This is a genomic window from Pedobacter sp. UBA4863 (assembly GCF_002399615.1).
Classification (GTDB): Bacteria; Bacteroidota; Bacteroidia; order Sphingobacteriales; family Sphingobacteriaceae; genus Pedobacter.
In genome coordinates this window covers 1-4,558 of the sequence record NZ_DHDZ01000010.1, presented here as the reverse complement: position 1 = coordinate 4,558, position 4,558 = coordinate 1, and the positions used below count along the sequence as shown (strand labels likewise).

Below are 4,558 nucleotides of genomic sequence, written 5' to 3'. Positions count from 1 at the left end.
CAGATTTAGAAGCTGTTTAAATTTCAATAAGAATAAATACATAGGCGGGTGGTGACACTCGCCTACAGCCCATAGCTATAGTTTGGTGTCACCACCAAACCCAACCTGTAAAATAAAGGAATAAAAAATAGCTACAGATTTAGAAACTGCTTAAATGTTGGCCAAATAAATATGTATGGACGGCGGGGACGCCGTTATCTGCCCCTAGGCCTTAGGCCAACGTTTGGCGTCCTCGCCAAACGCAATGTAAATATAGTTATCCATTTTTAAACAGCTTCTAAGAGCCTGAGCTTGTCAAAGGCTACCATTTAAACGGCTTTTTAATATGAAGTAAAAAATCGGCGTACAAAAGCCTTAAGCAACTTCTAAATCTTCTGGTTCTTTTTCCTCTTTCGCTACTTCATCTTTTTCTATACGTAGATTTTTGATGATATGTTGTTGCCTATCGGGGGTATTTTTACCCATATAATATTCTAACAAGCTTTTAATGGTTTGTTCTTTTAAAATTACCGGATCTAGCCTAATATCTTTACCTATAAACAAACCAAACTCATCTGGAGAGATTTCTCCCAAGCCTTTAAACCTGGTTATTTCTGGCTTGCCGCCCAATTTTGCAATGGCATTTCTACGCTCTTCATCGCTATAGCAATAAATGGTTTCTTTTTTATTTCTTACCCTAAAAAGTGGGGTTTGTAAAATATAAACATGGCCTGCTTTTACTAAATCTGGGAAAAACTGTAAGAAGAAAGTCATCATCAACAAACGAATGTGCATGCCATCTACATCGGCATCGGTTGCAATTACAATGTTGTTATAATGCAGCCCTTCCAAGCCATCTTCAATGTTTAGGGCATGTTGTAACAGGTTAAACTCTTCATTTTCATAAACCACCTTTTTGGTAAGTTCGTAACAGTTTAAGGGCTTCCCTTTTAAGCTAAATACGGCTTGCGTTTCTACATCTCTAGATTTAGTAATAGACCCCGATGCCGAATCTCCTTCGGTAATAAATAAAGTAGTTTCGTACCTCCTATCGTGGTTGCTATTAAAATGCACCTTGCAATCTCTCAGTTTCTTGTTATGTAACGATGCTTTTTTTGCCCTGTCGTTAGCCAATTTTTTAATGCCCGCAATATCCTTACGTTCACGTTCCGATTGCTTAATTCGTGCCTCTATCGCATCGGCAACTTCTTTGTGTTTATGCAGGTAATCGTCTAGCTCCTTCTTTAAGAAATCGTTTACAAAGGTACGTACGGTTTGTCCCTCAGGTGCTATACGTTCCGACCCTAGTTTGGTTTTGGTTTGCGATTCGAAAACTGGCTCTTGTACCCTAATGGCAATGGCAGCAATTATCGAAGCCCTAATATCCGAAGCATCGTAATCTTTATTATAATACTCTCTAATGGTTTTTACCACCGCTTCGCGAAATGCTGCTTGGTGCGTACCGCCTTGCGTAGTATATTGGCCGTTTACGAAAGAGTGATAATCTTCTCCGTATTGCTGTCCGTGGGTCATGGCAACTTCAATATCGTGCCCTTTTAGATGAATAATTGGGTACCTAATTTCTTCTGGCTTATTTTGCTTAGAAAGCAAATCGTACAAACCTCTTTCAGAAAAGTATTTTTGATTATTGAAATTGATGGTTAAACCTGTATTCAAGAACACGTAATTCCAAATCATACTTTCTACAAAATCTGCAATGTAGTGGTAGTTCCTAAAAATAGTTTCGTCCGGATAAAAGGTAATCGAGGTTCCGTTACGCTGTGTAGTTTCTATTTCTGGATGCTCGGTAGTTACCAATCCTTTACTAAATTCTACCTTTTTGGTTTTGCCTTCGCGATAGCTTTGTACCACAAAAATGGTAGAAAGCGCATTCACCGCCTTGGTTCCTACCCCATTCATGCCCACCGATTTTTGGAAAGCGCTACTATCGTACTTGCCACCGGTATTCATCTTAGAAACACAATCTATTACCTTACCCAAAGGGATACCACGACCATAATCGCGTACGCTCACTTTGTGTTCGTGCAGGGTAATATCAATGGTTTTTCCGGCCCCCATCATAAACTCATCAATAGAGTTATCCAAAATTTCTTTCAACAATACATAAATACCGTCGTCTTGTGCCGAACCATCGCCCAGTTTACCAATGTACATACCTGGCCTACGGCGAATATGTTCTTGCCAATCTAGAGATTTAATACTGTCTTCGTTGTAAATAGGTTCTGCCATGATACGCTGATGGGGTTTGATAATACTTAAAAAGCAACCTTACAAATTTAATCAATTTTAAGGGCTTTTACAGGTTAGATTTCCACATTTAAACAATCACCCAATTCGTCCGCTTTTCGGAATTTGTAACTTCGAAGCCTTATCATAGTATCCATGATCCGAATTATGCAAACCAGATTGGAGATCCTAATATGAGGAAACGGCAAACGCTGCATTAGCCGCAAAGGACGCGTCCTCGCCATCTATAATTTCTTTGCGGCATAGTGATACTACCCAGCACAAGTATAAATAGTTGATTTTTAAAAAATTATCTCTAAATTCAACAAACCAGAATATAAAATATGAAAACGCTTAAACACTACAGTTTTATGCTTTTGGCTTTATGTTTTCTGCTCATCACAGGCATGAAATGCAAAAAAGACAGCCAAAACCCTAGCAAAGAACAATTGCCTGCCGCTACACAAACAGGCGCAAATACTTTTGGCTTTTTGCTAAACGGAGAGGTTTGGCTGCCCAAAGGAGGGCTGTTAGATCAGAAACTCGATTTGTCTTATGACCCAAGCTATAAGAGAGGAACCTTTAATATCATCGCCAAAAGATATTTTGATGATGGAAGTTTTCAGAGCATTTCGATTTCAAGTTTTGATATAAGTGCGATTGGAACCTACCCTATCGCAGCTGATAAAGTAACTATTTATTTCAACAACACAGTTTCCTGTAGTTATCATTGGAATGAAAGTTCAAGTTCACAGAATGGCACATTAGTTATTACCAAACTAGACCTGACAAATAAATTTATCTCTGGTACATTTGAATTTAAATTGGAAAAAAATGGTTGTCCAACCATTAATGCCACGCAGGGCAGATTTGACATGAAAATAGAATAAACTTAAACCGCTATATTGTTATGAAAAGACTTTACATTTTATTCATCATTAGCTTGATGAGTATTGGGCTCGGCTATGCCCAAGATACCACCTCATTAGCGGGCAAAATGCAATTTGTGTTTGCACAGTTAAACCGCAGTGCCATTTCCACAGGCTTTTTAGAGGAAAGGGCATTTCCTTTGGTTTCGTTAACGCCTTTTAATGGTACACTTACCGATAGTAACAAAGTGCAATTGAATAATTTAAGGGCAAGCTACTTTACGATATTTCGTTCATTAGGCGTATAAATGGTTGATTTATAAACAATTTATCTCTAAATTCGATAAACCAAAATATAAAAAATGAAAACGCTTAAACACTACAGCTTTATGCTTTTGGCTTTATGTTTTCTGCTCATCACAGGCATGAAATGCAAAAAGGATAACCAAAACCCCAATAAAGAACAATTGCCTGCCGCTACACAAACAGGCGCAAATACCTTTGGCTTTTTGCTAAACGGAGAGGTTTGGCTGCCCAAAGGAGGGCTTTTAGACCAAAAACTAGACTTATCTTATGATCCTAACCATAAAGGAGGGACACTAAACATTGTTGCAAAAAGGTATTTGTCTAGTGACACAGAATATGAAAGTATAGCTTTTGGGAGTTACAATGTAAATTCTCTGGGAAACTATCCTACAAACAAGGATAATGTTATTGTTCTTTTTAGAAAGACTACGGATTGCAGGTATAACGGTTATGAAATTGATAACAATAAACAAACCGGTACTTTAGTTGTTACCAAACTTGATCTTGCCAATAAAATTATTTCTGGTACGTTTGAGTTTAAATTAGAGAAAAATGGTTGCCCGACCATCAATGCCACGCAGGGCCGTTTCGACCTTAAAATAGAATAAAAACGTTTAGAACAATTACTAAATCTCTCAAGATATGAAGAAAATCTATTTTATCCTCTTTATCATTCTAATGAATGTAGGGGCTGGTCATGCTCAAGATACCACCTCATTAGCCGGCAAAATGCAGTTCATTTTTGCCCAATTGAACCGCAGCGCCATTTCTACAGGTTTTTTGTAAGAGCGGGCATTCCCTTTAGTTTCGTTAACGCCTTTTAATGGTACGCTTACCGATAGCAAAATACCCATTTTTAGATATTGCATTAATGCCTTTCCTTGCCTAAATTTACTTAACTAAAAGAAAACGCCATGAGAAATTTAAAATTTATATTCTTAGCCGTAATCTTTGCACTTTTTACAGGGATGCAATGTAGAAAAGACGGTAAATTGTCCGGTAAAGAAGAGCTTCCGCCCATAACTCAGGACGGCAGAAATACTTTCGGTTTTTTGCTTAATGGTGAAATTTGGATACCAAGAGGAGGAATGTTAAATTCTATATTAGATTTCTCTTACTTCGATCATAATGGTGTACCTGTTGTGCATTTAAGATAA

General features: G+C 37.8%; 6 protein-coding genes. 4 read left to right on the top strand and 2 right to left on the bottom strand.

What is annotated here, in order from left to right:
• Positions 1–354: 354 nt before the first annotated feature.
• Complete coding sequence (locus tag B3I52_RS01500; RefSeq protein WP_293297812.1) at positions 355–2,229, bottom strand: DNA topoisomerase IV subunit B; 1,875 nt, start codon at positions 2,227–2,229, stop codon at positions 355–357.
• Between the two features lie 341 nt (positions 2,230–2,570).
• On the opposite strand from B3I52_RS01500, the gene B3I52_RS01495 reads away from it, so the two are divergent.
• The 3 genes from B3I52_RS01495 to B3I52_RS01485 are packed head-to-tail and all read left to right on the top strand — an operon-like array spanning position 2,571 to position 4,009.
• Entirely contained in the window at positions 2,571–3,116 is a 546-nt protein-coding gene (locus B3I52_RS01495) for a DUF6252 family protein (RefSeq protein ID WP_293297809.1), read from the top strand.
• Between the two features lie 20 nt (positions 3,117–3,136).
• Positions 3,137–3,403, top strand: coding sequence for a hypothetical protein (locus B3I52_RS01490; protein WP_293297806.1), 267 nt, complete (start codon positions 3,137–3,139; stop codon positions 3,401–3,403).
• A gap of 54 nt (positions 3,404–3,457) precedes the next feature.
• Positions 3,458–4,009, top strand: a complete 552-nt coding sequence (locus tag B3I52_RS01485; protein ID WP_293297803.1) for a hypothetical protein — start codon at positions 3,458–3,460, stop codon at positions 4,007–4,009.
• Positions 4,010–4,102: 93 nt separating this feature from the next.
• On the opposite strand, the gene B3I52_RS01480 is transcribed toward B3I52_RS01485, so the two are convergent.
• Positions 4,103–4,270 (bottom strand): hypothetical protein, encoded by a 168-nt coding sequence (locus tag B3I52_RS01480; RefSeq protein ID WP_293297802.1) that lies wholly within the window; start codon positions 4,268–4,270, stop codon positions 4,103–4,105.
• Positions 4,271–4,315: 45 nt separating this feature from the next.
• Between B3I52_RS01480 and B3I52_RS01475 the strand changes: the two genes are divergently transcribed.
• Complete coding sequence (locus B3I52_RS01475; protein ID WP_293297800.1) at positions 4,316–4,558, top strand: hypothetical protein; 243 nt, start codon at positions 4,316–4,318, stop codon at positions 4,556–4,558.